The organism is Natrinema salifodinae (genome assembly GCF_900110455.1).
Classification (GTDB): Archaea; Halobacteriota; Halobacteria; order Halobacteriales; family Natrialbaceae; genus Natrinema; species Natrinema salifodinae.
Map to the genome: position 1 here is coordinate 78059 of NZ_FOIS01000005.1, position 23582 is coordinate 101640.

The window sequence follows — 23582 nt, forward strand, 5'->3', positions numbered from 1 at the left end:
CGCGTCAGAACATCACGAGGTTGCAGTCTGTTCGAGAAGTCCTTTCATATACCCGATAGCGAATAACCGGCCCATATCTGTATATCCCGCCTGTGTTTCCGCTCGGTCGTCTTCACCGACCATCTTGGGGACGTGATCGGGGCGAATCGGTCCATCGAAGCCGACCTCGCGGTATGCTTCCATCGCCGCCAGCATGTCTGTCGGTCCGTCGTCATGCCACGTCTCCACAAAAGAACGGGCGGACCCCTCGATGTCCCGGAAATGAACGTAGTGAATACGGTTGCCGAGGCGCCGGATCGCCGATTGAACGTCAGTGTCCATCGCAGCGAAGTTTCCTTGACAGAACGTTACTCCGTGATTCGGGCTATCGTACAGATCGAGGACGCGCTCGTAGTTTTCGACCGACGTGATAAGTCGCGGGACGCCACGAACAGGTGATAGAGGCGGGTCGTCAGGATGAAGTGCCATTTTGACGCCAACCTCTTCGGCGACAGGGACGACTTCATCGAGGAAGTACTCGAGATTTTCCCAGAGTTCGCGTTCGCTGATGTCCGCTTCGGGATGATCAACGGCGCGTTCCGTCCACGTATGGTCGTATCCCGACTGTAACGAGCCGCCGCGATCCGGTATCGCGTCTGCAGTTCGGAGAACACCGACTGGATTCTCCGTCCACACCCAACAGTAGATGTCGATATCGAGGCGGCCCATGTTCCTAATTAGTTGCTTGACTGTCTCTATCTCCTCATCACGACCATCTTTACCGAGAACAGTACGTTCCATCGGCGGCCGGTCCTCAACCACATCTAACGACAGTCCGTGGTCAGCGAATCGATTCCGTGTCCGAACTAGTGTATCGTATTCCCACCAGTCGTCCATTCCCCAAAAACGGACGACGCCGCTTTCGATACCAAGTTGTTTCGCGAGTGTCCATCGTCTATCCTGGACTGGTGGTACCATCACCGCTGGGTCCATACTCTGGATTGACCCATCACTACATATATAAATTTGCAAAGCAGGGATAACTATCGGAAAACACTATAAATAGGGATAATTATTTATACTGGGATACTACACATCCAAGCGAGATGGTAGACCCAAGCAAGCGGGATGGCTTGACTAATAGGCGTAGCTTCATCGAAAAGCTGGGTGTCCTCGGCGGAACTGGTGCAGTCAGCAGTCTTGCAGGTTGCGCCAGTCTCAGCACCGGCAGTGATGGACAGACCCTGCTTTTCGGCAGTGTCTATCCGAGCGGACATGTCATCAACGAAATGGCAATCGACTGGGCCGACTCGATCCGTGAGGAGACCGACGGCCGCGTCGATATCACGATTGACGAAGGGTTCGGCGGTGAGCGAGAGGTGATGGAACAGACATCGATCGGCGCGATCGAGGGAACGCTCATCGGTGCTACGTGGGTCCTCCAACAGGCGCCGTCCCGTTACTGGGTGGAATCCCCATTCGTCTTCGACAGTTGGGAACAGCAGCGACGAGCGTACATGAGCGACTATCTCGACGAGGCACGAGAAAATCTCAAATCCGAGGCAAACCAGCGAGTCGTCGGTCCGCCAGTCTACCGCGGATTCCGTCACACGACTGGTAATCAAGGGTTCCAGACGCCAAGCGACATCGAGGGAGTAAACATCCGAATTCCCGAAGTGGATCCCTGGCTTAACGTGTGGGAGGGGATCGGAGCAGCCCCGACTACTATCTCTTTCGACGAACTGTATAGTTCTCTGCAGCAAGGCGTCGTCGATGCTCAAGAGAATCCCGCCGAAACGGTCAACTCGTACTCACTCTATGAGGTACAGAGCCACATTACGAAGACATCTCATCTAGCATCGACCGGCTGGTTTACGTTCAGCGAAGACGCTTGGTCGTCGATGAGTGACGACGATCGGGAACTCGTCGAAGAGACGCTGACTGATTCTATTGAAGAACTGAGTGCAGACATTGAGCAAAGTGAGTCCGAAGCACTTGATGAACTTGAAGACGGGGGTATGGAGGTCGTTGAACCTGATCGGGATGCCTGGCTCTCGGCTGCCGAACCGGTTCTTGAAGAACTATTCGAAAACCAGTGGGAGCCGTCCTTAGACGAGGTTAGGAATATTTAATAGCGTGGTTATATAGCACAGGACAATGCTCGGTAAATATCAATTTAAGGCGAAACAAGCTAACCGACTTTTGACAGCAATTACGCTGGGTATCTTCACCGTCATGATTGCTGTCGTCGGATTACAGATGCTTGCACGGTGGGTGATCGGACCGCTGTTCGGTATTTACCTTCCGTGGACGTCGAGCCTGTCGCGTCTATTGTTGATTTGCCTCACATTCGTTGGCGCTGCGATTGCGAGCCGTGAGCGGGAACACGTAACAGTCAACCTTCTGATGAAATACTTGTCTCCACGGGCCGCAAGAGCACTCGCCATCGCCCAATCACTCCTCGTTATCGGATTCCTCGTCGTCTTACTGCACGGTGCCGTGGCAATGTATGACCTTACGGTAGATCGAACGTTCGGTGCCCTGCCAACGTACCCCATGTTAACAAATGAGTGGCTGTACGTCTATGTGATTATCGGCGGGATCTTGATGCTCATATACGTACTTCGTGACATCGTTTCCGCCCTCGTCGGCAACGAAGCCCTACTACACTCAGAAACTAAAAGATGAAATACGATAATTCGCAGTCATCAGCGAGTCAGCCAACGTCCACAACACAGACACGTTGTTACAGTAACAATACCATGGAAAACGTTCGACGGACGCACGTGGTGATCTAACATGGACGTGGTCTTGATAGCGCTATTCATTCTCGTGTTACTCGCACTCTACCTCATCGGGGTCCCCGTCGCATTCGCACTCGGGTTGACAAGTCTCATCCTCATGCTGACGCCGATGGTTTCATACAGCCCAGAGCTCGTTGCCCAGACTCTCGTCAGCGGGGCCGATTCGTTCGTGCTGCTCGCAATTCCGCTCTTCCTGCTAACCGGCCTCTATATGAACAGTTTCGGCCTTACCAGTATCATCTTCGACTTCGCCGAGGAGATGATCGGTCCGATCCGCGGCGGCATTGCTCACGTCAATATCCTTGCTAGCATTCTGTTTTCGGGGATGACTGGAACCGCCGCCGCGGACGCAGCGGGACTCGGCGCTATCGAGTACGAAGCTATGCAGGATGCGGGGTACGAGAAGGGGTACAGCGCTGCCGTAACTGGTTCATCTGCGATTATCGGGCCGATTATTCCTCCGAGCGTCCCGCTTATCATGTACGGGATTCTCGCTCAAGTTTCGATTGGAGTCTTGTTCATCGCCGGAATCGTGCCCGGCCTCATCATGGGAGCAACACTCCTGATGCTTTGTACGTATTATGCTCATTCGCACGGCTACGAGCGTGGGACGTGGTGGTCGCTCCCCGACATCTGGGAGAGTTTCAAGACGGCAGCCCCAGCGTTAGGCACCCCCGTCCTGATAATCGGTGGGCTGCTCGGTGGCTTCTTTACTGCGACTGAAGCCGGCGCCGTAGCACTATTCTATACACTCTTCGTCGGGTATGTCTTCTACGGTGGTGTCGAGAATGGCGACTTTGTCGAGACGACGTACGAAGGCGTCGTCACGACGGCTGCACTAACGTTCATCGTCGCATCCGCGACACTATACGGCTTCCTCGTCCGTCGTGCCCAGTTACCAGACGCACTCGCCGAGGCGGTGATTGGAGTAACCGGTGACCCCACTCTGCTGCTACTGATGATCGTTGGCGTGTTGCTTATCGTTGGACTCATGATGGAGACGATCGCGGCGATCACGATCTTAACGCCCGTCTTTCTGCCCGTGATTGACGTTGCCGGGATTGATCCCATCCACTTCGGCATCGTGATGATCCTCACGCTCATGATCGGACTCCTCACACCGCCGTTCGGGATCATCCTATTTATCTTGGAGAAAGTTACGGACGTCGGGTTAGAACGTATCATGCGAAGTATGGTTCCGTTCTACATTCCGCTTCTAATTATTCTCCTGCTCGTAGTCGTATTGCCCGGACTTACTCTCTGGCTCCCAAAGTTCGTTGGTCTCATCTGAAGTATTTCTCTCTCAGATCACGCTATGAGATTTGATCCTATTGTGGTTTATTAGCCGAGAAGCCCTCAACGAGGTTCAGGAGCAGGAAACTTCAGCCAGATTATGGTGAAGCGACTCCCGTAGTGTGCCGTCTCTACAGCAATTCTGATTACGCATCATGATGAAATCAATCCGGTGGTAGTAGATGAACTTGAACAGAGGCCGATGACACATGATTAAAAATAGTCGGACTCGTCATGTCTGGAGCGGTCATTACATGGGTGATCAGGTCGTTTGTTGAAATACCGTCTATCTTACCGGCATTGGAGGAGTTACAATGCCATCATCTCCCTCAGTTGGCACAATCACTTCTGACGATCTTACAGCTGTTAGTTGGATATATTTCATTATCAATACGATTCCTCTCCTTCTGAGTATTATGAAATAGAATAGATCATTAGGTCATATTATAGTAGGAGTTACATACCCAATTCCATTTGAAATGTTCGAGATTTGATATATTGGTGAAATTTTGCTATTACTCGACTCACTATTATGAACAGTCTTCTGAACTCCTTTAGCAATGCTGATTGTCATACTGTCCATTATTCTGGTATTTGGCCTACTCTCGGCGCTAACGTCCTTTACTCCCGCGTTTTCTCTTCCCTTTCTTATAGGAGTTGGCCTTTTCCCCCTTCAATATGTCTTTTGTCTACCTTTCTTTTGATTAGGTCAACTAACGATCTCTGAGGTGACACCATTTAGATTTGTTATGATGATATGCGAGCATACAGTCATATCAATTTCATGTATTTCGTACCGATTTATGGATATCAGAATGAAGAATATCTTCTTAGAAGAGATGTTATTGACATCCTTCACGATGGTCCGAATCCGCGCCTTACAGTTATCGACGTGAAAGGCAAATGGCCGGTCAAACTCCGTTTTGATTAGGTAAACTATGCCATCGCAGCGGTCGCAAGTCCGTGGTGAACGGCAGTTGTCGGATTCATCGCCGGCGACCAAGTCCCGTTAGTATTCGAACTCCTTGAGCGCGTCGGCATCGACGACGTCTGCGCGGTCTTCCCGGTCTACGGCTCCGCCAGCGTCCTCAGCGCGCTTGCCTACCCCTTCGTCGTCATGACCTCAGCGTTCTCGGTCTCACAACTCGGCATTCTGGTTGTCGGTATTGACATTCTAGCTAGGTGGATGGCCGTAATAACTGCCTCATCTATGGGGTGCTGAGGCCTTAATTGAGTTCGAATGACCGGTGAAGCGTCGACACGGTCTGGTCGCCCGTGCGGTCGAGCGTCGCCGTCCGAAGTTCGGCGAGATTCTCGAAGGCGCGCTCTCGTACCCGCGTCGTGCCGATCGCCGCTGACTTCGGCGTTCTCGTGCTTACTCTGGCGCTCGTCGCTTCAACGGATCGGATTCGTTACGAGCGTCGCGATCGGGTACGGCTTCCTCACGAGCGTGCTCGTGTTGCCGAGTCTCCTCGCAGTATAGGTCTGGTGCATCGCCTACTCGGCGATTGATTCCGAGGCAATCGCTTGACTGTGACCTTCGGTGATCTTAAGAAGGGTTCGATCAGCGAACAGAAGATCTACCATAGTGCTCTTCCACCGAACGATACCAGAAGTTGGTCGGTCGTTGGTTGCCTCTCGCGGTAGTCGCGATTCTCTACGAACTGTCCGTCGAATTCGGCGAGGGCAGCCCGAACTGCCGGCGCTTCGTGTCCGAGTACGACGATGGTAGCGAGGCCGGCGTCCAGAATTGTTCGGGTTGCGTGCCGAATCAGCGGTTCGCCGTCGAGTTCGGCGAGTAGCTTGTTCTCCGTCCCGAACCGCGAACTCGTCCCGCTGGCGAGAACAACACCGGCAACTGCTGGAACGCCGAAATCGTCCTTCCCGAGCGCGCTGGCGATCGCGTCGGGCCCGTGGCGAGGGAGGATCTCGGTGGTCATTCAATCACGTCGTAGGGACTCCCGTCGCTCGCTCGCCTGGGACCAGGCGACGGGCGATCGGCCATACTCCTCGTACGAGGATCGAATGCGTGTATATTGGCGACGAACCACGTGAGTTCGGCGGTCGCCGATCCAAAGCGACCGTTCGCGATAAAATGACACCTAAGAGTATCGCTGTCGGTCGCGAGGTCGCGGGAATGCATCGACGTCCTCTCCGGTGCTGGGAACGTCGTTATGGGATACGGCGGAAAAGGCGGCGAGGGGCTGTCAGCCGCGCCGATATCTGCACTCTCGCTTTAGTCGGTTCCGCAGCCGTCGACAATACTGAAGACCGGCAGGGGGAACTCTATCGCCGACGTCGCGCTCGGCACTGACGGAACGGTTCCCGTCATCGTATTTTCGGATGTAGATGTTAGGAAGGGGTCTCGCTCAGCCCAGGAATTCCTCAAATCAGTTACGCCTTCCTCCGTACGTAACTGTTAGTGGTTTCAAAATCGGCACAAAACTGCTTAGATGCAAAGTACTATGGTTATGAGTGTTGGGGTACCGCCCCACACTCTGGCACACGCCAGTGGGTACCACTATGGAATTCAACGGAACGTTCGAACTCGAGGACACGACCGTCGACGAGGTGTGGCTCGCCCTCTCGGATCCGGCGTTGATCGAGCAGTTGTTACCGGGGTGTCAGTTTCTGATGCGTGTCGACGAGACCGACGTCGACTTCGACGAGTTGCGCGAGGAAGCGGCCGATCGGGAGGTCGAACCGACCGCCGATCCGGACGTCATCGCTCGGCGCGCGTTCGAGGAAGGCGAACACTACGCGGCGCTGATGCAGATCAGCGTCGGGCCGGTGAACCCGACGTTCGAGACGGTGGTAACGATCGACGATCGCGAGTACCCGGAAATGTCCGCCGTCGGCAAGGGGGCCTCGAGCAACAGTTCGTTCGAGATGGCTTCGGGAATGACCCTCTCGGAGAACGAGGACGGCGTCGCCGTGGAGTGGGAGACTGAAGCCGACGTGTTCGGGAAGGTCGCCCAGATGGGCCAGCGCGTCGTCAACCCGGTCGCGAACCGGGTGGTCAAACGGTTCTTCTCGTCGGTACAGGATCAACTCCACGAGCGACAGCTCGCCGACGTCGAAGCGGACGCATCGGCTGACGAATCGGACCCGACCGACAGCGGCCGCGGCCTGGTCGACAGGGTGCTCGGTCGGTCGGGAAGCGACGCGAGCGACTCGTAACGATATGACAAATTACGACATGAAGCTGACAGTTAACGGAACGGAGCACGAACTCGCGGTCGAGCCGCGGACGCTCCTGGTTCACGCGCTCCGAGACGAACTCGGCTACACCGGGACGAACGTCGGCTGCGAGAGCAGCCTGTGTGGCGCGTGTACGGTCCGCCTCGACGGCGACGCGGTCAAGGCCTGTACCGTCCTGGCCGTGCAGGCCGACGGCGCGACGATCGAGACGGTCGAAGGGCTGGCCGAGGACGGCGAATTCCACCCCATCCAGTCCGGGTTTCAGGAGGAACACGGACTCCAGTGTGGCTACTGCACCCCTGGGATGATGATGGCGGCGACCGATCTTCTCGCGGAGAACCCCGATCCCAGTCGCGAGGAGATCCGCGAGGGACTCGAGGGGAACCTCTGTCGGTGTACGGGCTACCAAAACATCGTCAACGCGGTCGAGAACGCGGCCGAAGAACTGCACGGCGGCGCCGTCGCCGACGGCGGTTGCAGCGCCGATTGTGCCGCGGGACGACCGGAGTCGGGGTGCGACTCCGGTGGCGGCAACGTACGCTGGCCTGGCGACGGGGGTGACGCCGAATGAGCATCGAATCGATCGATCCCGAAGAGGTCGACGCCGCCGACATCCTCGGCTCGGCCATCGAACGACGGGAGGATCCCGCGCTCCTCACCGGCGACGCCGAGTACATCGACGACATTCAACTGCAGGAGATGATCCACGTGGCGATCGTCCGCAGCCAGCACGGCCACGCGAAACTCGAGGGCGTCGAGACGAGCGAGGCGGCGGCGATGGACGGCGTCGTCGGCGTCTACACGCACGACGATCTCCACCGCGAGGACACCCCCGGCGGCGGCTCGTACTCGCTACCCGTCGGCTGGCTCCTCGACAGCCTTCGACAGGTCGATCATCCGATACTGGCCGACGACCGCGTTCGGTACCAGGGCGACGCGATCGCGGTCGTCGTCGCCGAGGACCGCTATACCGCCCACGACGCGGCCGACGCGGTCGCCGTCGACTACGAGCGACTCGACGCCGTAACCGACCCAGCCGAGGCGCTCGAGGGAGACGCGGCGCTTCACGACGACGCCGACGGGAACGTCGCGTTCGACTGGGAGATCGGCGACGCCGACCGGACCAAGGAAGCGTTCGAATCGGCCGCCCACACCGCGAGCATCGAACTGGAAAACCAGTTGCTCATTCCGAACGCGATGGAGCCCCGTGCCGCGGTCGCCGACTACAATCCCGGGACGAACGAACTCGACGTGTTCATGACCTCCCAAAACCCCCACTTGCACCGGCTGCTCATGTCGGGGGTCATCGGCCATCCGGAGCACAAACTGCGGATAAAAGCCCCGGAGGTTGGCGGCGGGTTCGGAAGCAAAATCCACCACTACGCGGACGAAGCGCTCGTCGCGTGGGTCGCCAAACACGTAGAGCGGCCGGTCAAGTGGACCGCGACCCGCACGGAGACGTACAAGACCGACGCCCAGGGCCGGGGACACGTGACGGAAGCCGACCTCGCGATGGACGAGGACGGCGACATCATCGGCCTCCGCGTCGACACGACGGCGAACCTCGGCGCGTATCTCTCGACGTTCGCACCCGCCGTCCCGACGTACCTCTACGGAACGCTGCTCTCGGGACAATACGACATTCCGGCGATCCACTGCTCGGTGACCGGCGCGTTCACGAACGTGCCTCCGGTCGACGCCTACCGCGGCGCCGGCCGACCGGAGGCGTCGTTCGTCATCGAGCGCCTGGCGAAACCCGGCGCGGAGGAGATGGGGATGGACCCCGCGGAGTTCCGGCGACGGAACTTCGTCCCCGAAGATGCGTTCCCCTACGAAACCCAGGTCGCGGTCGTCTACGACAGCGGCGACTACGAGAAGACGCTGGACGAGGCCCTCGAGATGGTCGACTACGAGGCCTTCCGCGAGCGACAGGAGCAGGCCCGCGCGGAGGGACGGTATCTCGGCATCGGCTTCTCGTGTTACATCGAGGCCTGCGGACTGGCGCCCTCCGAGCTGGCCGGCCAGCTCGGTGCCCAGGCCGGGCTCTGGGAGTCCAGTCTCGTCCGATTCCATCCCTCCGGAACGGTCACGGCCTACTGCGGGACGTCCGGTCACGGGCAGGGCCACGCGACAACGTACGCGCAGATCGTCGCGAACGAACTCGGCGTCCCCTACGAGGACGTCGAGGTCGTCGAGGGTGACACCGACGAGATCCCCCACGGGATGGGGACGTACGGCTCCCGGTCGGCCGCGGTCGGCGGGAGTTCGCTGGTCAAGAGCGCCGAGAAGGTCGTCGAAAAAGCCCGCGAGATCGCAGCGCACCAACTCGAGGCCGACCCCGCCGACGTCGAGTTCGAGGGCGGCGAGTTTCGGGTCGCGGGCGCGCCCGACCGATCGATCGGGATCACGGCGGTCGCTCAGCAGTCCTATCTCGCTCACGACATCCCCGACGACATGGAGCCCGGCCTCGAGGCTACGTCGTTCTACGACCCGGACAACTTCGTGTTCCCGTTCGGGACCCACGTCGCGGTCGTGGAGGTCGACCCGGACTCGGGGGAGATCGAATTCGACCAGTACGTCGCCGTCGACGACGTGGGCAACCAGATCAATCCCAAGATCGTCGAGGGGCAGGTCCACGGCGGCGTCGCCCAAGGTATCGGCCAGGCGCTCTACGAGAGCGCGGAGTACGACTCGAACGCACAGCTCGTGACGGGATCGATGCAGGACTACGCCGTTCCGAAGGCGATGCACGTTCCGGAGATGGACACCGGATCGACCGTCACCGAAAGCCCGCACAATCCGCTCGGCGTGAAAGGCGTCGGCGAGGCGGGCACGATCGCAGCGCCTCAGGCCGTCGTCAACGCCGTTACGGACGCGCTCGAGCCCTTCGGGGTCGACCGGATCGAGATGCCGATAACGGCCGAGCGGGTCTGGAACGCCGCCGATGGACGGACCGCCGCGGACGGCGGGACGGACGCTTCCGAACCCGATCCCGACCCGGATACCGCCGGCGACGGCAACGGAGGTGAGTCGTGATGTACCCGGACGAGTTCGACTACTACGAGGCTGAGACGGTCGACGAGGCGATCGAGTTGCTCGAGGAGCACGCGATGGAAGAGACGGAACTGCTGGCGGGCGGGCACAGCCTGCTTCCGGCGATGAAGACCGGGCTTTCGAGCCCGGACGTCCTGATCGACATCGGCGGGGTCGACGCCCTCCACGGCGTCGCCGTCGACGGCGACGCGCTCACGGTCGGCGCGATGAGCCGCTACAGCGATCTTCTCGAGTCCGACGATGCTCACGAGCACGCGCCGGCGATGACCGCGGCGGTCGAGCGGGTGGGCGATCGCCAAGTCCGTAATCGAGGGACGATCGGCGGAAATCTCGCGCACGCGGACCCGGCCTCGGATCTGCCCGCCGCCGCGCTCGTTTCCGACGCGACGCTGGTCGTCCAGGGACCGGACGGCGAGCGAACGATTCCGGCGGCGGAGTTCTACTACGGGATGTACGCGACGGCCCTCGGCCCGGCCGAGATCCTCACCCGGATCGAAGTGCCCTCGGCGACCGACGCCGTCGGCACCTACGCGAAGAAGCCGAGCCCGTCGTCGGGATACGCGATGGTCGGCGTCGCGACCCTGCTGACGGTCGACGACGGGACCGTCACGTCGGCCCGAATCGGCGCGAACGGCGCGATGGATCACGGAGTGCGCCTCGAGCCGGTCGAGGACGCCCTGACCGGCGAGGCGCTCGACGAGGAGACGATCGCGGCGGCCGCCGAGCGCGCGACCGACGACCTCGATACGGCACTCATGATGGACGACTTGCAGGCGTCCGGCGAGTTCCGCGCCCAACTCCTGGAGGTGTACACCGAGCGGGCGCTCACAGCGGCGATCGATCGGGTCTCCGCGCCCGCGGTCGCGGACTGAAACGGCGAGCGGATCGCCGAATCCACACCTACACATGGACGACGAACCGACCACGACGTTCGCGGACCTGACGGAGTCGGAGATCCGCGCAGCGTTCGAGGCGGAAGATTACGTCGCCGAGGATGAGATCGTGACCACCGTCCTCCTGGCGTTGCGGCTGGGCAAGCCGCTGCTGGTCGAGGGAGAACCAGGAACCGGGAAGACGGAACTCGCCAAGGTGCTGGCCTCGAGTCTCGGGAGCGAACTGATACGCCTACAGTGCTACGAGGGATTGACCGCCGAGCACGCCCTTTACGAGTGGAACTACACGAAACAGTTGCTCGCGGTACAGAGCGGGGAGGACCCCGAATCGTCGGTGTTCTCCGAAGAATTCCTGTTGGAGCGGCCCCTGCTACGGGCGCTTCGCAGCGACGCCGATCGGCCGCCCGTCTTGCTCATCGACGAGATCGACCGCGCCGACGACGAGTTCGAAGCGCTGCTGTTGGAGGTGCTCTCGGACTTTCAGGTATCGATCCCGGAGCTCGGAACCGCCGCGGCGGATCGGCCGCCGATCGCGATCGTCACGTCCAACCGGACGCGGGCGTTGAGCGACGCGCTCAAGCGACGCTGTCTCTACCTGTACGTCCGGCCGCCGTCCGTCGAGAAGGAGACCGCCATTCTCCGGCGGCGAGTGCCCCGCTTGGACGATGTCGTCGCGACGGAACTCTGTGCGATGGTCGCTCGACTCCGCGAGGAACCGCTGCGAAAACCCCCCGGCGCGGCGGAAACGGTCGACTGGGCTCGAGCGGTCGCCTCGCTGCGCGAAGACGGAAACGGAACGCTCACACGCGAAACGATCCGAAATACGCTTGGCTGCCTGCTGAAGGAAGGCGAGGACGTCGACCGAGTCGACGAGGAACTGCTGACCGACCTCCTCGACGCCGCCGAGCGGGCGAGAGGTGAGCCGTGAGCGAGCGCGCCGACGGCGTCCACGACCACGTCCGGACGGAACTCGTTCGATTCGTCCGCGCGCTCCGCCGCGGCGGCGCGTCGGTCCCGGCCAACGCCGGGACGACCGCCGCCGAAGCCATCGCCGAGATCGGACTCGGGGACCGCGCCCGCGCCCGAACGGCGCTGCGAGCCTCCCTCCACACCGATAGCGACGATTTCGAGGCGTTCGACCATCTGTTCGAGGCGTTCTGGCGTCGTCTCACGACGGACCTCGAAAACGAACGACTGGGGTCTTCGATCGACGGCGGGCTCGAGGAGGGGCTCGCGTCGCTCGGTGATCCGGCCGTGAGCGAAGACGCCGCGGAAGCGCCGGACGATCGTCAGGCCGTCGATCGCATCACCGACCGTTCGCTCGCCGAGTCGTTCGCGTCGGCGGTCTCCGAAGCGGACGACGGCGATAGCGACGGTTCCGGGGCGACGGCCGCGGCGTACAGCCCCGCTGGCTCGGCCACCACGGTCGACGGACGCCTCCCGATCGGTGCGAGCGGGCTCGTGACGCCGTTTCGCGACTGGCCGCCGACGTACTGGCCGACGACGGCCCCCGCGTCGAGACGTGGGATCTGACCGGCGATGACGACGTCTGGGGCCTCGGAATCGGCTGCAACGGCGTGATAACGGTCCTGTTGGAACCGCTCGACGAGTCGTACCGACCGGTCGTCGACGCCCGACGGGCTGACGACGCGATCGGCGTCGCGACCGTCGTTCGAATCGAGACCGACGTCGACACGTCCGTCGGCGACCGCGCGTACTACCTGCCGGACGGCGGTTTTGCCGGCGACGCCGACCTTCCCGCGCAGGCGATCGATGAACTCGCGGATCCGATGGCGACGCTCGCGGCGATCGGCGAGAGCGAGACGCTGACCGTCGAAACGGACGAGGGATGCATCGACGTCTTCGTCGACGGGGTGCGGCCGCCGCCGGAACTCGTCGTGTTCGGCTCCGGCCACGACGTCGGACCGGTCGTCGAACTCGCGACCCGCGTCGACTTTCGCACGACGGTCGTCACGTTCCGCGGCGGACGTGCCGACGACGACCGGTTCCCGCGGGCGGATGCGGTGATTTCGGCGTCGCCGCGGGAGCTCTCGACCCTTCGGGAGTGGGATGCGGAGACCTACGCGGTGGTGATGACCCACAACTTCCTCGACGACCGCCTGGCGCTGGACCAGTTGCTGGAAACACCGATCGAGTACATCGGACTGATGGGGCCGGAAAAGCGGTTCGAGGAGATGCGCGAGGATTTCGCCGAGGAGGGTCGAACGGTCACCGATGCGGACCTCGAGCGAATCTATACGCCGATCGGGTTGAGCCTCGAGGGAGACGCACCCTATCAGATCGCGTTTAGCATCGTCGCGGAGCTACTCGCGGTCGCTCACGACCGAACGCCGCGCCATCTCAGTCGGCGAACGGGACCGATCCACGACCGGACGACCCTCACGGAGAACTGAATGGATCGAACCGACGAATCCGAAGACGCTCCCGAGTCGGACGCCGAAGCGGGGACGATGCTCGCCCGAACGTGGACCATCGCCGCGAACTTTCGGACGCCCGCCGACTACGACATCCCGACCGTGCCGATAGTCCCCGCGGAACGCAGTGCCGACGGCACGCTGATAGTCCGCAGCCCAGACGACTCGACGCCGGTGATGACGGTCGAAAATCCGGTTTTGGTACGGCGATAGAGCACGCGAATCCGAGTCACTCGCTGGATGATCGAGGTCCCAGAACGATCCTGGGACGACGCATCGCGGAACGCACACCGGCCAAGACCTGCTGCGTTTCGAATCCTTTCCGTCGACATCCCGGACGACTGTCCACTCCTGTTAGAAGACGGCGAACCGGTGTATCGAGTCGACCGCCTCGCCGCCTGGTTCATAGCGCAGTCGCCGGAGATGGACGAACGACTTCGGTTGCACGCGTGTGACGATGACCGCGACTGGTTTCTCAGATCGGGAATGGAAATACGATGTCATTTATGGGCACCGCACCGAATAATTCGGTAATGGCGATACCTAATTGAACCTGGCCAGAAAGCAGCCACGGGAGTAACGAACCGCCGCAACCTCGTGAATCGCTCGACCCTTCCGAGATCGAGAACGCGACGAGCGTATTCGAAATATTATCGAATACGACTCGACTGGAAATTCTCGCTATACTCTCCGAGGAGTCCAATCCGATTTCCTACACAAAACTGCGAGAATCGACGTCAGTTGATGATAAGGGCAAATTCAACTACCACCTCCGCAAAATGGAACACCTCCTTTGGAACCAAGATGGAGACTATACGCTGACGGAACGCGGCGAAGCGCTCATACAGCGGATTCTATCCGACAATTTGGTGCTCGACTACGAGCACGGACAAGTACAGCGGTAAGGAGAAATCGAATTCTCCGAAATTTTAGGTGGATCTCGGTCCCACCTGTGGTATACCTGTGTTAGTTTCAACGAATGACCAGCGGAGTCTATCAGGGAGCCAAATAGATGAGTACTGAACCGAGTGATCCAACACAGCACTCGGAGAACCCGGACGAGATCTCCGTGGAATTTTCGGTCAGCGGTGTGCGAGACGGTTTCGTTGAGTGTGTGCCCATCGCGCTCGGCGTGGCTGGATACGGTGTCGTCTTCGGAGTCCTCGCCCGCCAGGCCGGACTCAGTGTGGCCGAAGCAGCGTTCATGAGCGCAACCGTTCTCGCGGGAGCAGCGCAGTTAATCGCGGTCGAATTGTGGGAAACTCCGGTCCCGATAGTCGCGGTCATCGGCACGACGTTCATCATCAACCTTCGCTACGTTCTGATGGGCGCAGCACTCCGTCCCTGGTTCAGTCGACTCCCCCCGCTGAAAGCGTATGGAAGCGTCTTCTTCACGGCAGACGAGAATTGGGCCCTCACCATGGGAAAGCTCAAGTCCGGGAACCGACAAGGTGCGTATCTCCTCGGGAGCGGGCTCGCCATCTGGACGTTCTGGATCGTTGCAACAGTTATCGGCGCGATAGCTGGTGATGTGATCGGTGAACCATCACGGTACGGGCTCGACTTCGTTCTCACAGCCGTCTTCATCGCGATTGCTGTCGATCTCTGGGACGGGAAAGCAAGTCTGCTACCGTGGATTACAGCTCTCGGTATTGCCATTCTCGGTGCGCAGTTGCTACCCGGACGGTGGTACATCCTCCTCGGCGGAATCTCCGGGAGTCTCGTCGAGGTGATTCGATTTGATGGGTAGTCTCCAACTCGATCCGTTCGTCGTCGCTGTTATCATCGGAATGAGCGTCGCGACGTATGCGACGAAGGCGGGCGGACTGTGGCTTCTGGGTCGCGTTAGCGTCTCAGACCGGACTGAAGCGGGACTCGGGATGTTACCAGGTGCGATTATCATGGCGATACTCGGCCCGGAGTTGATCAGCGTCGGCCCCGCAGGATGGGGTGTTGCTGTTGTCGTTCTTCTACTTATGTGGCGAACCGAGAACGTACTTCTCGCACTTCTCTGTGGTGTTGCAGCCGTGCTACTATGCAGAAATTTACTCTAGCAGTAGTTGGTAATACGGTTTCTTTGTTCAGAGTGGGCAGTGAAGCTCGCGTTCAGTAGAGGGCAAGCAGTTCCCGAAACGGCTCTCGATCTATCCGAAATATACCAAGGGTCACCTGCTGAATATAGGAATGAGTTCAGCGTGGTGACGTCGTTTGTTTCACTTGATAGCCAATGAACCAGTCACTCGGTATAATTTGTGGACATACCGCTGAGTTACCTCGTCAACAATACCTACACCCGAGTGTTTATGCTGTGTTAAACGCGCATAGTCCACATGACCGGGAGTGGCACTGTTGAACGGATTTTTATCGCACCTGAGGCCGAAGCGGAGATGGAAGAACAGACCGACGTTGAAGCAGTTGCCGGAAAGGGACTCCGAGGTGATCGCTACTTTAGCGAGATTGAAACGGGAACCTTCGTCGAGTGGGAGCCAGATGAGGAACGCCACGATGGGTACGACCTCACGTTGATCGAGCAAGAGGCTGTAACAGCAATCGAACGTGAAGCGGGAATCGAACTCGCTCCGGGAGAACACCGACGAAACATCGAAACTCATGATGTCGCACTCAATCATCTCGTTGGACAACGATTCCGAGTCGGTGACGCCATCTGTCGAGGGGATCGACTGTGTGAACCGTGTAATCATCTTCAGCGCATCGCTCAGGACGGCGTATTGCAGGCACTCACTCACCGAGGTGGGCTCCGAGCGGACATCCTCGAAGATGGGATGATTCGCCCCGGAGACGTAATCGAACCGCTCGAATAATCTGCACTCTCTCGTTTAGAAACAATTTGTATTCCCGCTTGCGGCTGCCATATCTGCTGGACAATCGACCCGCTTGTGGATCGGGACGGCTGGGAGGAAAGAGGAACGTGCGCCTACGGTAGCGCCGTCTGAAGGTCCCCGCAGAGGTCATCAGCGTCTTCAAGGCCAACGGATACTCGGACCAACGTCTCGGGAATCTTCGCTGAATCCTCACTACGACTGAACTCGTCGGGGATCATTAGTGACGGTACCTCAACAAGGCTCTCGACCCCACCGAGACTAGCTCCCGGCGTGAATACCTCAAGTCCCTCGATGAACGCCTCAAGTTCGATGAGCGTGCCATCGAACTCGAAGGACAGCATTCCGCTGTATCCCGACATCTGCTCATTCGCAAGATCGTGTTGCGGGTGGCTCTCAAGACCCGGATAGTGGACACGAGCGACCCGATTGTGGCTTTCGAGGAACCGGGCAACTGCCATCGCGTTCTTCTCGTGATATTCCATTCGCGCGGGCAGCGTCTTGATGCCTCGCGCAACAAGGTAGCAGTCGAACGGCGAAAGCATATTCCCAAGCCCAACCCGCTGCGCGAACGCTAATTGCTCGAAAACCCCACCATCGTCGGTGATAACGGCACCGCTAATCGAGTCGGAGTGCCCGTTGAGGTACTTGGTGGTGCTATGAACGACGATGTCAGCACCCAGTTCGAGTGGGGCTTGGTAGTACGGACTCGCAAAGGTACTGTCCACGGCGAACAGAGCATCACGGCCATCGGCGATGTCGGCTATCGTTTGGATGTCGCACAACCTAATCAAGGGGTTCGACGGCGTTTCTGCCCAGATCAAGTCAGTGTCCGCGTTGACTGCATCGGCGACGTTGTCGGGGTCACGGGCGTCAACAAAGTCGATGTCAACGCCTAGATGTCCGGCCATGTGCTTGGTGAGCAGTTTTTCGGTTCCGCTATAGATGGTGTCCGAGGAGACGACGTGGCCTCCCGGGGGGACCAGCGACAGCATCGTCGTCGATGTGGCGGCCATTCCGGAGGCGAACGCCAACCCATACTCGCCGCCTTCGAGGCGGGCTAATTGCTCTTCAAGGGCCGCCCGCGTCGGATTGCTCTCGCGCGAATAGTCGTGTTCATTGGCGTCCTCCCCGCTGGCCCACTCGAACGTAGTCGAAAGGTGGATCGGCGGGACGACATCATTTGTTCCATCTCTGTGTGGATGTGTTTCGGTTTCAGCTGCGCCGACTGCGATGGTTGCGAATCGATTCCCGTCGGACTGGCTATTGTGTCGTGTCATCAGATACTCACCACGAGACCTACTCGGACCCGATTTAGAGGGGTGTTCATAGGAAGGTTTTCAATTGCGAAGGATAGGCGTGAAGTTCCCGGCGAGGGCGGTCAGAACCCCAAACCCGACATGGGCGTGGGTCAGCGAGTCGTCGGTTGCGACCCGTTGTATGCTCCGAGGGATAGCGTTTTGTTCGCGTGGACGAGTGAATAGTCCCGATGTATTTGGTAATATTCCGTCTCGCTCCGGGTGAGTACGATGCGGAGTTTCACGAGTTGAATGACGCGATACAAGCGGCTGCCGAGGACACGGAGGGATATCTAGGCAAGCGGACATGGCATGCACCGGATAGTGAGGAGGTCCTTGTCGTCTACTACTGGGTGTCGTTGGACGCACTCGAGTCGTTTGGAGCGGATGCAGACCACAAACGCGCGAAACAGCGGTGGACGGAGTGGTACGATGCGTATGAGGTCACCGTTACGGAAGTCGTTGAGACATATGGGAGTGAGTTCGGTGACGATGCGAGCCCATTCGCATAGGTGGTCATCTGACTAGTTTGGTTAGTGCAGTCCGTAAGCGAATAATGAGTGCCTCCCTGTATCGACCAATTCAGCGGCCCCGATCAACCCTTCCTGTTCCTGCAAGATGCGCACCCTGTATTCAGTACGACGCTACGAACCTCATTCAAACCTGATAGAACGCTTGCTGGTCAATAAGCATACGCACTTATCGAACCGCCCGACTCAGTTTCAGGTAGAATTCTGAATAAAGAAATCGCGCTACTATCTACTGATAGAGCTTTCAAAATCTCATCGGTAGACGATCAGTAAGCTTGCGAGCGACCGTCGGATCTGAATACGAGTGTTTCAGTAACGGCGCACGGACGTCGAACCAATCGTCGATCCACGATCCACGGATCGACCGCGCCCGTGATCGCCGCGCGACCCATTAACTGTGCAAACGAATCGACCACCTCGAAATCGCTGACGGGCGTCGTCCGGTTGGACGGAGCGTCTCGGAGCGGGGATATCCTTATACAGAGGTGGGTGGTGTGGTAACATGAATGCATCCGCGAACGTTCTGGGTACTCGACGACGACGATCGGGACGTCGTCGACGACCTCGCCGTCGGACTCGGACGGACGGCCGCGCGGGTACTCGCGTACCTCCTGCGACGAGCCGAGCGGGAGGACGAGCCGGCGACCGCCGTGCAGATGCAGATCGGCACGGAACTGAGCCGGTCGCCGATCAGCGATGCGGTCTCCCGGCTCGAGGAGGACGGACTGATCGACCGGTCGACGCTCCCCGACGACACCCAGGGGCGACCACCGTCCGCCTGGCGCCCCAGCGGTGATCTCGCCGAAAGTCGCCGTCGCGCGTACGAACAGCATGCGCGGGCGTTGCTCGACCGGACGGAAGCGCTGTTCGTCGATCGGCCGTCAGACTCAGAACCGGAGACCGGTTCCGAAACCGACCTCACGGTCGCGTTGAACTGGCGGCCTAACGGGCTGCACGTTCCGATCTATGCGGCGTCGGAGGCGGCGTGGTACGACGAGTACGGCGCCGACGTCGACATCGAGCACCACGAGGGCTCGTCGCGCGCGGTCGATCGAGTTCGCCAGGCCGAGGCGGACGTCGCGGTCGCCGGCGCTGCGACGGTGCTCCGAGCCAGGGCGGCGGGGGTGCCCCTCGTTCCGATCGCGGTTCTCTACCAGCGCGCGATGACGGTGCTGTACACTGCTCGCGAGGCGTTCGGCGAAGAGCTTCGGAGCGTCAGTCAGTTACAGGGACGCCGGATCGGCATGGTGCCTCGCTCCGAGACGGGGGTGCTCGGGCGCTTATTCATCTCACAGACGGCGCTCGAGGACGATATCGAGATCGTCGAAACGACCGGCGAAGAACGGGCGGCGTTGTCGACCGGACGCGCGGACGTCGTGACCGGATCGATGACCGATCCGCGACAGCTAGAGCGTCGCGGGAAGACGGTCGACGCGTTACAGGTCACCGATCACTTTCCCATCTACGGGCCGACGATCGCCGTTCACGAACGGCTGCTCCGGACGCGGCGGTCGGCGCTCGCCGCATTTCTCGCCGGAACGGCGGGCGGCTGGGCGGACGCGAAAAGTGACCCTGGGCCGGCGGTGGATCGGATCGCCGCGATCGGCGACGACGAACCGGACGACGTCCGGGCGACGTTCGAGCGGGCGGTCGACGACTTCGGCGACAGCGAGGCCACCCGGGAACGCGGCTGGGGGTGGCAGCGCGAGCGAACGTGGGACCGGCTTCGAACGGCGCTCGATCAGGGGGAGCTGCTCACCGCCGCATGATCGAACTCGAGGACCTCACGGTCGCGTTCGACGACGTCACCGCGGTCGCGGACGTCGACCTGCGAATCGATCGCGGCGAGTTCGTCACCGTCGTCGGGCCGTCCGGCTGCGGGAAGACGACCCTGTTGCGCGCGATCGGTGGTCTCCAGACGCCGACGAGCGGCGGCGTCCGCATCGACGAGCGATCGCCGTCGATCGCCCAGGACGCGGGCGATATCGGGTTCGTGTTTCAACAACACACGCTGCTGCCGTGGAAGAGCGCGCTCGAGAACGTCACGTTCCTGCGGGAGATGGCGGGCGAGTCGCCGGACCGGGAGGACGCCCGCGCGTTGCTCGACTCGATGGGACTCGAGGGGTTCGAGGACGCCCGTCCGCGCGCGCTCTCGGGCGGGATGAAACAGCGGGTCGCGATCGCGCGGGCGCTGCACCTCGGTGCGGACGTGCTGCTGATGGACGAGCCGTTCGGCGAACTCGACGAGCTCACCCGCGACGAACTGGGCGTCGAGCTGCGGTCGCTCTGGCGACGCGAACGGAAGACGGTCGTCTTCGTCACGCACAGCGTCCCCGAGGCGGTCTTCCTCGGCGATCGGTGCGTGGTGATGGGCGATCGTCCGGGCCGGATCGAAGCGGTGTTCGACGTCGAGTTACCCGAACCGCGGGACGCGGCGGTGTTCGGCTCCCGGCCGTTCCAGGAACGTGTCGCGGCGGTTCGCCGAACGCTCCACGAGAACCATGACTGACCGGGTCCGCGTGGACGCCGTCGACGCGGTCTATCCGACGGGCGCGCTCTGCGCCGTCGTCGCTCTCTGGTGGACGATCACGCTGGTCGCCGACGTTCCGCCGTTCGTACTCCCGCCGCCCGACGCCGTCGCCGCGCGGTTGCTCGGCAACCCGGCTCTCTACCTCGCCAACGCCTGGTACACGCTCGAGAAGGTCGCGTACGGCGGGACCATCGGGGTCGCCTCCGGGACCGTCCTCGCGGTGTTCGTCGCCTACGTGCCGTGGTTTCGGCGGGCCGTGTACCCGTATCTCGTGACGGTGCGGGTGCTGCCCAAACTCGCGGTCGCACCCCTGTTGCTCATCTACGTCGGGACGGGGATGGCGACCGCAATCGTGTTCATCGCGCTCATCACGTTCTTCCCGCTCGTGTTGAACGTCGCGGCCGGACTCGACCGGGCGCCGCCGGCGCACCGCGACCTGCTTCGATCGGTGAACGCCGGCTCCATAGAGCGGTTCCTGTACGTCGACGTCCCCTACGCGATCCCCGACTTCTTCGCGGGACTCAAACAGTCGGTGACGCTTGCGGTCGTCGGCGCGGTCGTCGCGGAGTGGGTAGTCGCGGACGGCGGACTCGGCTTTCTCGTTCAAATGGGTTCGGAGAACGTCCGCCCGGACGTCGTGCTCGCCGCCCTCGTCGTCCTGCTGCTCGAGGGACTCTTGTTGTACGGCCTGGTCGTCGTCGCACAGCGCGGTATCGACGCACGGTTCGACCTCGGAACCGCCGGTTCCGACTAACTCAAGGATTCCAAACGATCCGCTCGATCGCGACCGGGACGAGGTAAAACCCGATCCCCAGCAAGGAGAGCACGACGAGCGCGGCGTAGGTCTCGGCCGTTCGGAGGTACGCCGCCGTCTCGAATACCCGGTACCCGATCCCGGCGGTGAGCGTGACGAACTCGGCGACGATCGCCCCGACGACGCTCAACGTGGCCGCGATTTTGAGCCCGGCGAAGACGCTCGGCGCGGCCGCGGGGACGCGCACGTGGACGAACGCGGCGGTCTTCGAGGCGCCGACCGTCTCCAGCAACTCGAGGTGCGATCGTGGCGTCTTCCGGAGCCCGTCGAGGGTCGCGACCGTGATCGGAAAGACGGTCAGCGTCGCGACCACGAGGGCGCGCGCCGGAACGCCGCGCCCGAACCAGAGAAACAGCAGCGGCGCGATCGCGACCAGCGGCGCGATCCGGAGCGCGACGACCACCGGAAGGATCGTGTTCGTCGCCGTTCGCGAGTGTATCATCGCGAACGCGAGGGCGGCGCCGACCACGCACCCGACGGCGAGTCCGATACCGGCGGTCGCGCCCGTAACGGCGGCGTCGCGCAGCAACATCGGAGACGCGTCGACGAGCGCCGTTCCAACCTCGACCGGCGACGGAAGGATCACCGACGGCAGGTCGTAGTAGACGACGGCGCCCTGCCAGGCCGCGAGTAGCCCCGCGAACACGACCGTCGGCGGAAGCACCCGCCTGGCGAGCGTGCGGGCGACGGCGGCGGACCCGTCGATGGCGTCGCGGCCGCGTGACGGGCTCCCGAACCGTCGCCCATCGCGTCGTCTGTCGTGCTGTCCGTCGCTTCGGTCGAGCGGCGGTCGTTCGGATCGGGACACGGAATCGTCCTCACTCGCCGGTCAGGTCGGCGTAGTCGGCGATGTACTCGGAGTCGCTATCGAGGTACTCGTTCGTCCAGACGTCGGCCGGATCGACCTCTCCCTCGAAGAAATCGGCGGCGGCGAGCGTCTCGTACGTCTCGGTCCACGGGCCCGAGTCGCTCGTCCCCCAGCCGTCCGTCTCCACTGTCTCGGAGCGCATGTACCCGGCGTGCATCGCCGCCCACTTCTCGTACTGGTTCGCCCGCGTTTCGTCGAGTTCCGGCTGCGAATCCACGAGAAGGTCGATCGCCTGGTCCGGGTTCCGGGCCGCCCAGACGGCCCCTCTGGCAGTCGCTCGGAGGAACGACCGGACGGTGTCGGGGTTCTCCTCGGCGAAGGCTTCGTTCGTCGCGATCAGGTGTCCGTAGGAGGGGACGACGTCGTGAACCTCGAGCGTCTCGATCTCTCCGCCCTGTTGTTCCGCGTCGACGACGTCCCCGAACACGCCGCCGGCGACGTCGATGTCCCCGGTGAGCAGCTGTTGAATGGTGTCGAATCCGGTGTCGACGTAGTCGACGCCGTCCAGCACGCCGTGGTGGGCGAGGTAGGCCTCCGTCATCGTCCGCACCATGCCGGGCCCGCTGCCGATCGTGGCCCCCTCGAGTTGCGCCGGCTCCGCGAGTTCGCCGAAGCGCTCCCGATCGGCGAAGACGACGTTCGGATTCCGCTGCATGACGATGCCGACGGCGATCGGTGAGAGCTCGTTCGCGTTGGCGGCGAGGAGCTGATCGCTACTCGTGATCGCGAACTCGACGTTGCCGAGCCCGGCCTGGTTCGCCGCGAAGTCGGAGCCGTCGCCGCTCTCAAGCTCGACGTTCGTGAACCCCGCTTCGTCGTAAAACCCGTTTTCGCGGGCGGCGACGTAGGGTGCGTGGAGCCCGCTCAGGTTCCAGTTGAGCAGTAGCGTCACGTCGTCCGTCCCCGCGCCCGGAGAATCGCTCCCGATACTTCCGATACACCCCGAGACGGCGATCCCACCTCCGACGGCGAGGATCGCTCGCCGCGAGGGATGTGAATAGCTCACACAATCACCATGATCGGCGTTCCACGAAGGGACTCAT

General features: G+C 61.2%; 25 protein-coding genes. 20 read left to right on the forward strand and 5 right to left on the reverse strand.

Features of this window, described 5'->3' with window-relative positions:
* Nucleotides 1-12: 12 nt before the first annotated feature.
* Entirely contained in the window at nucleotides 13-972 is a 960-nt protein-coding gene (locus BMY29_RS18595) for a mannonate dehydratase (RefSeq protein ID WP_206539046.1), read from the reverse strand.
* A 113-nt stretch (nucleotides 973-1085) separates the two neighbouring features.
* Between BMY29_RS18595 and BMY29_RS18600 the strand changes: the two genes are divergently transcribed.
* The 4 genes from BMY29_RS18600 to BMY29_RS20735 all read left to right on the forward strand — a co-directional run bounded on the left by BMY29_RS18600 (nucleotide 1086) and on the right by BMY29_RS20735 (nucleotide 5298).
* Nucleotides 1086-2111 (forward strand): TRAP transporter substrate-binding protein, encoded by a 1026-nt coding sequence (locus tag BMY29_RS18600; RefSeq protein WP_081985419.1) that lies wholly within the window; start codon nucleotides 1086-1088, stop codon nucleotides 2109-2111.
* Between the two features lie 25 nt (nucleotides 2112-2136).
* The gene (locus BMY29_RS18605; RefSeq protein WP_081985420.1) at nucleotides 2137-2667 is read left to right on the forward strand and encodes a TRAP transporter small permease; all 531 of its coding nucleotides are present in this window, start codon (nucleotides 2137-2139) and stop codon (nucleotides 2665-2667) included.
* A 111-nt stretch (nucleotides 2668-2778) separates the two neighbouring features.
* Nucleotides 2779-4074, forward strand: a complete 1296-nt coding sequence (locus tag BMY29_RS18610) for a TRAP transporter large permease (protein ID WP_049989147.1) — start codon at nucleotides 2779-2781, stop codon at nucleotides 4072-4074.
* Nucleotides 4075-5064: 990 nt separating this feature from the next.
* Nucleotides 5065-5298: a hypothetical protein gene (locus BMY29_RS20735; protein WP_143067749.1), complete on the forward strand. Its 234-nt coding sequence runs from the start codon at nucleotides 5065-5067 to the stop codon at nucleotides 5296-5298.
* 358 nt (nucleotides 5299-5656) lie between these two features.
* Here the strand turns inward: BMY29_RS20735 and BMY29_RS18620 are convergent, their stop codons facing one another.
* Entirely contained in the window at nucleotides 5657-6016 is a 360-nt protein-coding gene (locus BMY29_RS18620; protein ID WP_049989148.1) for a nucleotidyltransferase family protein, read from the reverse strand.
* A 583-nt stretch (nucleotides 6017-6599) separates the two neighbouring features.
* Between BMY29_RS18620 and BMY29_RS18625 the strand changes: the two genes are divergently transcribed.
* The 12 genes from BMY29_RS18625 to BMY29_RS18680 all read left to right on the forward strand — a co-directional run bounded on the left by BMY29_RS18625 (nucleotide 6600) and on the right by BMY29_RS18680 (nucleotide 16481).
* Nucleotides 6600-7256 (forward strand): SRPBCC family protein, encoded by a 657-nt coding sequence (locus BMY29_RS18625; RefSeq protein WP_049989149.1) that lies wholly within the window; start codon nucleotides 6600-6602, stop codon nucleotides 7254-7256.
* Nucleotides 7257-7260: 4 nt separating this feature from the next.
* The gene (locus BMY29_RS18630) at nucleotides 7261-7848 is read left to right on the forward strand and encodes a (2Fe-2S)-binding protein (protein ID WP_049989150.1); all 588 of its coding nucleotides are present in this window, start codon (nucleotides 7261-7263) and stop codon (nucleotides 7846-7848) included.
* Nucleotides 7845-10313: a xanthine dehydrogenase family protein molybdopterin-binding subunit gene (locus BMY29_RS18635; protein WP_049989151.1), complete on the forward strand. Its 2469-nt coding sequence runs from the start codon at nucleotides 7845-7847 to the stop codon at nucleotides 10311-10313. Before BMY29_RS18630 ends, BMY29_RS18635 begins: the two co-directional genes overlap by 4 nt.
* Nucleotides 10313-11203: an FAD binding domain-containing protein gene (locus tag BMY29_RS18640; RefSeq protein WP_049989152.1), complete on the forward strand. Its 891-nt coding sequence runs from the start codon at nucleotides 10313-10315 to the stop codon at nucleotides 11201-11203. The genes BMY29_RS18635 and BMY29_RS18640 overlap by 1 nt, the downstream gene beginning before the upstream one ends.
* 34 nt (nucleotides 11204-11237) lie before the next feature.
* On the forward strand, nucleotides 11238-12152 hold the full coding sequence (locus BMY29_RS18645; RefSeq protein WP_049989153.1) for an AAA family ATPase: 915 nt from the start codon (nucleotides 11238-11240) through the stop codon (nucleotides 12150-12152).
* Nucleotides 12149-12757, forward strand: coding sequence for a hypothetical protein (locus BMY29_RS18650; protein WP_049989154.1), 609 nt, complete (start codon nucleotides 12149-12151; stop codon nucleotides 12755-12757). Before BMY29_RS18645 ends, BMY29_RS18650 begins: the two co-directional genes overlap by 4 nt.
* 59 nt (nucleotides 12758-12816) lie before the next feature.
* Nucleotides 12817-13638, forward strand: coding sequence for an XdhC family protein (locus tag BMY29_RS18655; RefSeq protein WP_049989155.1), 822 nt, complete (start codon nucleotides 12817-12819; stop codon nucleotides 13636-13638).
* The gene (locus BMY29_RS18660; RefSeq protein ID WP_049989156.1) at nucleotides 13639-13872 is read left to right on the forward strand and encodes a hypothetical protein; all 234 of its coding nucleotides are present in this window, start codon (nucleotides 13639-13641) and stop codon (nucleotides 13870-13872) included.
* A gap of 407 nt (nucleotides 13873-14279) precedes the next feature.
* A complete protein-coding gene (locus BMY29_RS21800; RefSeq protein WP_449289545.1) occupies nucleotides 14280-14564 on the forward strand; it encodes a DUF7347 domain-containing protein in 285 nt (94 codons plus the stop codon).
* A 107-nt stretch (nucleotides 14565-14671) separates the two neighbouring features.
* Nucleotides 14672-15409 (forward strand): AzlC family ABC transporter permease, encoded by a 738-nt coding sequence (locus tag BMY29_RS18670; protein ID WP_049989157.1) that lies wholly within the window; start codon nucleotides 14672-14674, stop codon nucleotides 15407-15409.
* Nucleotides 15402-15713, forward strand: coding sequence for an AzlD family protein (locus tag BMY29_RS18675; protein ID WP_049989158.1), 312 nt, complete (start codon nucleotides 15402-15404; stop codon nucleotides 15711-15713). Before BMY29_RS18670 ends, BMY29_RS18675 begins: the two co-directional genes overlap by 8 nt.
* Nucleotides 15714-15989: 276 nt before the next feature.
* The gene (locus tag BMY29_RS18680; protein WP_074854852.1) at nucleotides 15990-16481 is read left to right on the forward strand and encodes an MOSC domain-containing protein; all 492 of its coding nucleotides are present in this window, start codon (nucleotides 15990-15992) and stop codon (nucleotides 16479-16481) included.
* 113 nt (nucleotides 16482-16594) lie between these two features.
* Here BMY29_RS18680 and BMY29_RS18685 read toward each other — a convergent pair whose 3' ends face one another.
* Entirely contained in the window at nucleotides 16595-17779 is a 1185-nt protein-coding gene (locus BMY29_RS18685; protein WP_049989160.1) for a trans-sulfuration enzyme family protein, read from the reverse strand.
* Nucleotides 17780-17988: 209 nt separating this feature from the next.
* Here BMY29_RS18685 and BMY29_RS18690 point away from each other — a divergent pair, with 209 nt between their 5' ends.
* The 4 genes from BMY29_RS18690 to BMY29_RS18705 all read left to right on the forward strand — a co-directional run bounded on the left by BMY29_RS18690 (nucleotide 17989) and on the right by BMY29_RS18705 (nucleotide 21611).
* A complete protein-coding gene (locus BMY29_RS18690) occupies nucleotides 17989-18309 on the forward strand; it encodes an antibiotic biosynthesis monooxygenase family protein (protein WP_049989161.1) in 321 nt (106 codons plus the stop codon).
* A 524-nt stretch (nucleotides 18310-18833) separates the two neighbouring features.
* Nucleotides 18834-20096 carry an ABC transporter substrate-binding protein gene (locus BMY29_RS18695; RefSeq protein ID WP_049989162.1) on the forward strand — a complete coding sequence of 421 codons (1263 nt, stop codon included), beginning with the start codon at nucleotides 18834-18836 and terminating at the stop codon, nucleotides 20094-20096.
* The gene (locus BMY29_RS18700; protein WP_049989163.1) at nucleotides 20093-20836 is read left to right on the forward strand and encodes an ABC transporter ATP-binding protein; all 744 of its coding nucleotides are present in this window, start codon (nucleotides 20093-20095) and stop codon (nucleotides 20834-20836) included. Before BMY29_RS18695 ends, BMY29_RS18700 begins: the two co-directional genes overlap by 4 nt.
* Nucleotides 20829-21611, forward strand: a complete 783-nt coding sequence (locus tag BMY29_RS18705) for an ABC transporter permease (protein ID WP_049989164.1) — start codon at nucleotides 20829-20831, stop codon at nucleotides 21609-21611. Before BMY29_RS18700 ends, BMY29_RS18705 begins: the two co-directional genes overlap by 8 nt.
* Before the next feature lies 1 nt (nucleotide 21612).
* Here BMY29_RS18705 and BMY29_RS18710 read toward each other — a convergent pair whose 3' ends face one another.
* On the reverse strand, nucleotides 21613-22479 hold the full coding sequence (locus BMY29_RS18710) for an ABC transporter permease (RefSeq protein WP_049989165.1): 867 nt from the start codon (nucleotides 22477-22479) through the stop codon (nucleotides 21613-21615).
* A 10-nt stretch (nucleotides 22480-22489) separates the two neighbouring features.
* Nucleotides 22490-23545: an ABC transporter substrate-binding protein gene (locus BMY29_RS18715; protein ID WP_049989166.1), complete on the reverse strand. Its 1056-nt coding sequence runs from the start codon at nucleotides 23543-23545 to the stop codon at nucleotides 22490-22492.
* Between the last annotated feature and the right edge of the window lie 37 nt (nucleotides 23546-23582).

Coding starts and splice junctions, on each gene's coding strand:
- BMY29_RS18595 (WP_206539046.1), bottom strand. CDS start 972: ATGGACCCAGCGGTGATGGTACCACCAGTCCAGGATAGACGATGGACA.
- BMY29_RS18600 (WP_081985419.1), top strand. CDS start 1,086: ATGGTAGACCCAAGCAAGCGGGATGGCTTGACTAATAGGCGTAGCTTC.
- BMY29_RS18605 (WP_081985420.1), top strand. CDS start 2,137: ATGCTCGGTAAATATCAATTTAAGGCGAAACAAGCTAACCGACTTTTG.
- BMY29_RS18610 (WP_049989147.1), top strand. CDS start 2,779: ATGGACGTGGTCTTGATAGCGCTATTCATTCTCGTGTTACTCGCACTC.
- BMY29_RS18620 (WP_049989148.1), bottom strand. CDS start 6,016: ATGACCACCGAGATCCTCCCTCGCCACGGGCCCGACGCGATCGCCAGC.
- BMY29_RS18625 (WP_049989149.1), top strand. CDS start 6,600: ATGGAATTCAACGGAACGTTCGAACTCGAGGACACGACCGTCGACGAG.
- BMY29_RS18630 (WP_049989150.1), top strand. CDS start 7,261: ATGACAAATTACGACATGAAGCTGACAGTTAACGGAACGGAGCACGAA.
- BMY29_RS18635 (WP_049989151.1), top strand. CDS start 7,845: ATGAGCATCGAATCGATCGATCCCGAAGAGGTCGACGCCGCCGACATC.
- BMY29_RS18640 (WP_049989152.1), top strand. CDS start 10,313: ATGTACCCGGACGAGTTCGACTACTACGAGGCTGAGACGGTCGACGAG.
- BMY29_RS18645 (WP_049989153.1), top strand. CDS start 11,238: ATGGACGACGAACCGACCACGACGTTCGCGGACCTGACGGAGTCGGAG.
- BMY29_RS18660 (WP_049989156.1), top strand. CDS start 13,639: ATGGATCGAACCGACGAATCCGAAGACGCTCCCGAGTCGGACGCCGAA.
- BMY29_RS18670 (WP_049989157.1), top strand. CDS start 14,672: ATGAGTACTGAACCGAGTGATCCAACACAGCACTCGGAGAACCCGGAC.
- BMY29_RS18675 (WP_049989158.1), top strand. CDS start 15,402: ATGGGTAGTCTCCAACTCGATCCGTTCGTCGTCGCTGTTATCATCGGA.
- BMY29_RS18680 (WP_074854852.1), top strand. CDS start 15,990: ATGACCGGGAGTGGCACTGTTGAACGGATTTTTATCGCACCTGAGGCC.
- BMY29_RS18685 (WP_049989160.1), bottom strand. CDS start 17,779: ATGACACGACACAATAGCCAGTCCGACGGGAATCGATTCGCAACCATC.
- BMY29_RS18690 (WP_049989161.1), top strand. CDS start 17,989: ATGTATTTGGTAATATTCCGTCTCGCTCCGGGTGAGTACGATGCGGAG.
- BMY29_RS18695 (WP_049989162.1), top strand. CDS start 18,834: ATGCATCCGCGAACGTTCTGGGTACTCGACGACGACGATCGGGACGTC.
- BMY29_RS18700 (WP_049989163.1), top strand. CDS start 20,093: ATGATCGAACTCGAGGACCTCACGGTCGCGTTCGACGACGTCACCGCG.
- BMY29_RS18705 (WP_049989164.1), top strand. CDS start 20,829: ATGACTGACCGGGTCCGCGTGGACGCCGTCGACGCGGTCTATCCGACG.